At 53.4% G+C, this 3,932-nt stretch carries 4 protein-coding genes; all 4 read right to left on the reverse strand.

Annotated features, from left to right (window positions below; genetic code table 11):
* Positions 1 to 372: 372 nt before the first annotated feature.
* Entirely contained in the window at positions 373 to 1,554 is a 1,182-nt protein-coding gene (locus tag H6F80_RS09230; RefSeq protein WP_190791277.1) for an MFS transporter, read from the reverse strand.
* An 8-nt stretch (positions 1,555 to 1,562) separates the two neighbouring features.
* Entirely contained in the window at positions 1,563 to 1,910 is a 348-nt protein-coding gene (locus H6F80_RS09235; protein WP_190791278.1) for a hypothetical protein, read from the reverse strand.
* A complete protein-coding gene (locus H6F80_RS09240) occupies positions 1,894 to 3,498 on the reverse strand; it encodes a cryptochrome/photolyase family protein (protein ID WP_190791279.1) in 1,605 nt (534 codons plus the stop codon). Before H6F80_RS09240 ends, H6F80_RS09235 begins: the two co-directional genes overlap by 17 nt.
* Before the next feature lie 199 nt (positions 3,499 to 3,697).
* Positions 3,698 to 3,932, reverse strand: a 235-nt coding sequence (locus H6F80_RS09245) for a hypothetical protein (protein WP_190791280.1), incomplete at its 5' end; no start/stop codon positions are given.

The following is a 3,932-nucleotide window of genomic DNA, read 5'->3' on the forward strand; positions in this document are numbered from 1 at the left end:
CTAAGCAATAGTTCATAGACTGGAGAATGTGAAGAAGGGGGGAAGTTTTATGAAGAAGAGCTAAAGCGACCGAGTTGGACGCCTGGTAGCTCTAATATATTCCTGGAACATTACTGGAACTAGCTATGTCAGTATTATTACTATCCTGCTCGCCTTTCGCAATAATGGATGGACTAGAAAAGGTAAAGAAGCGAGAGAATTTCGTAAAGGAAGTTTAAAGCTAATTTTTAAGGTAAAGCACCGAAGAGAATTCAGTAAAAGAACTTTATAAAGCTAATTTTTGATGAAAAGATAAGTATCTGGCTTGGACGGATGGCAGCATGATGATGGCACAAGGACCCCGTTGTCCTGGGTGATGACTGCCAGCCTGCCTTACTTGTCCCTTGTCCGATCGATTGAAGCTGCTGGAGAGCAGTGTTCCGCATGGGGAAGCGGTTGAGCAAACTGCCGCAGCGCAACCAGACTTGCCCCACTTCCCAGACTGCCCAGGATGAGAAATAAGTCATTTAACGGCAGCACAGCAACGAGCAGCTGTACCCCTGCCCCCCCTAAGGTCATGCCCCCGTCAAACCCGGCGAGAAAAACGCTGTACACCCGACCGCGAACCGCCTGCGGAGCCGACAGCGACACCACGGCAGACAGCACCGGAAACAGAGAGCCAAATCCTAGCCCATAAACGATCGACCATAGCATCAGCCACTCAGGCGCGATCGATAGCCCTATCAACGCCGTCCCCGAACAAAAGATGCCCAAACTCACAATCCATCGGCGAGAAAGGCGGTTGCCCCATCGCCCCAGCCCAAACCGAACCAGTACCGCAACCAGTGCATTCAGGCTATAGAAGAGGGCAGCATTCGGCACAAACAGCGGTAGAAAAGTCACGACTGCGCCATGCAGAAATGAATTTGTAAAAAACAGCAGCGTTGCGTCTCTCACCGGATAACGGAGAATCGTCTTCCAGGGAAAGCTACGGTTGACGATCGCCTGACGGTTCGGCGGTGGAGAGGACGATTTCCAGGGCAGCGGCAGACTGAAAACAATGCCAACCAGCGTCAGAACTCCCATCAGCAGCACCGTGTGGGAAAAGCCGCCCTGCCGAAACACCAGCGATCCCAGCAGCGGACCTAGCGAGAAGCCGATCGTATTACTCATTGCCAGATATCCCAGCAACGCCGTCCGACGCTCTGGGGGAACCAGATCCACCAGCAGGGTTTGAGAAGCTGTGCCAAATGCCGCCTGACTAATACCGTGCAGCACCCGCACCCCCATAAGCCAGAAAGGAGTCGGCGACCAGAGATAGAGCGGCAAAATTGCCAGCATGATGCCCAGCCCTATCCACAGCACCGGTTTACGTCCCCAGCGATCGATTAGCCAGCCAATGGGCGGACGAAAAAACAGCAGCCCGATTGCCATTGCCCCCACTACAAACCCGAGCGGCGCATCTTGCCAGCGTTGGTTTACATAAAGCGGCAACACCGGAAACAGCACCGTTACCTGTGTGAAGTACACCAGCATTCCGATGCAGATGCAGAATAAGGACAAGCGATGAGGCATACCTCATCCTATGGTTTTTCTGCCGTTTCTGCGGGTTTGGGCAGGCTCGATCGCCCCTTCCTTCTCCAGGTGAGGCTATTCTGATTGAGCTGTTTCAGATAGAAATTAGGTTGAGTGATAATGGCTTCTGCGAGATCGATCGCCTGCTGGAGCTGCAATGCGGTGAGCTGTTGGTAGGCGGGAACCTTACCGCGTTCCAGAACTTCGTACCAGCATTGTCCCAACAAATTATCGAGGATGATGCGCTGAAAGCAGTGGTTATCGCTGACGGGAAACCCGCGCTGTTGTGCAAGCTGGGGCAGAGTACGATTCGTCAGTTCAAGATAGCGGCTGCGAAGTTCAAGCAGATGGGTCATGTGGATCAGGCTTAGAAGAATGGGGCGTGCAGGGCAGGAGGTATTCGGTTTGCTGATGGTTAATACGCCAGTCAGCGGCCTGCTGCTGGATTTGCGCCAGTTCTTCAGATGCGATGCGATTTAGGTTGAGCAGAATGTGCTTCATGCGATCGTTGTTTTGGAGCTTGGAATGGTGCCGCGCCAGAAAGTCCCAGTAAAAGAAATTGAACGGGCAGGCATCCGCTCCGGTGCGCCGTTTGGGGTTGTAATCGCAGTGCTTGCAGTAGTCGCTCATTGTGTTGACGTAGTTCGCTGAGGCAGCGTAGGGCTTAGATGCCATCAGTCCGCCGTCAGCGTATTGTCCCATGCCAATCACGTTTGCCTGCATTACCCAGTCGTAGCCGTCGATAAAGGCAGTGTGGAACCAGTCCTGCAATTCCTGCGGTGAGACTCCGGCGATCAGAGCAAAGTTGTTGAGCACCATGAGCCGCTGAATGTGATGGGCATAGCCGATTTCTTTCACCTGATGGACAACCTGATGAATACAGTGCATCTGGGTTTCACCTGTCCAGTAGAAAGCAGGCAAGGGCTGATGGTGGTCGAAGAAATTGCGATCGGGATACTCCTCGCCCATGTAGTGATAAATGCCGTGCATATATTCCCGCCAGCCCAGAATTTGCCGGATAAAGCCCTCGATGCTGCTGAGCTGCCATTCACCCTGGGGATCGTTGTACTGACTGTCGTAATAGCCCTGCTCGGCTGCCTGAATCACCTCGATCGGATGCAGTAGTCCCAGATTGAGATAGGGCGATAGCATCGCGTGCCACAGGGTTTGCTCGCCTGTGATCATCGCGTCCTGGTACGGTCCGAAGTTTGAGAGGCGGGTTTGAATAAAAAAGTCGAGCACTTGCCTTGCCTGCGATCGCGTTACTCCCCAGCGAAAAGGATCGATCTGCCAGTAGGTGTGGCTCTCTTTGAAGGCGGGGGACTGTTTGAGCCAGTCGATCACGTCTTGGGTAATGGCATCCGGTTCAAACCAGAGGGCTTCGGGCAGCGTTAGTTTTCCTTTGGGCGGCTTGCGATTTTCGCGATCGAAATTCCACCGACCGCCGAGGGGCTGCTTCCCCTGCATCAAGATATTGAAGCGTTGCCGTCCCTCGCGATAAAAGTCCTCCATAATCAGCCGCTTGCGGGAGTCTGCCCACTCCGTGAAGGCTGTCTCTGTCCAGATAAAGCGATTGCTGGGCGTGAAGGTGACCGTGCAGGGGAGATCAAGGGATTGAATCAGCAAGCGAAAGGGGCGATCGGTGGGGGTCATCACCCGCAGTTCGGTAATCCTATATTCCGCAATCCAGGCTTTGAGCGGCGTTTCAAAGTCTTCCTCGATTCGATATGTTACCTGCCATCCGGCTTCGCGAAGCTCCTGAGCAAAGTGGCGCATCGCCGACCAGACCAGGACGAGCTTTTGCAAATGGTAGGGCAGCTTTTGCGCGTGGCGAACAGATTCAATCAAGAGAACAGGCGTTTCCTGCTGACGCGAAAGACAGCTTTGGAGCGCAGATTGTTCTAGCCAGAGCTGATCGCCAAGAATCCAGATGCCGATCGTCATTGAGAAATGAGGGGGTGAGGAATTAAGGAGTGTGAGCGGTTCCATTGTCCCCTAAATTGCCCAGGCTGAGGGGCTTGGACATTTGGAGGAGAGCCTTTTCCTGAATTCGCGATTGTAGCGGCATCGGCGATCGCAATTGAGCCAGCCTAAAGGACTGGAACGAAGCTTACCGCTCAAACAGAACCTTGTAAAAATTTCCTCAAGCCGCGATCGACTTTTGCTTACTTTTCGCTGATTTTCGCTTCGGCTTTTCCGCTTCGGGCTGCAGGGCTGCGGTGTAAGCTTCTAGGACGGCGAGTACGGCGCGTTCTTCCTGACGGAGTTGATATTTAGCAGCTTCCACAGCTTCGATCGCCTCTTCAAGCTCGATTAGCGATTGGGTCAGGTCGAACAGCTTTTCTTCCAGGTAGGCATCCAGAATACTGGGGTGGACG

Source organism: Leptolyngbya sp. FACHB-711 (genome assembly GCF_014695615.1).
Taxonomy (GTDB): domain Bacteria; phylum Cyanobacteriota; class Cyanobacteriia; order Elainellales; family Elainellaceae; genus Leptolyngbya_A.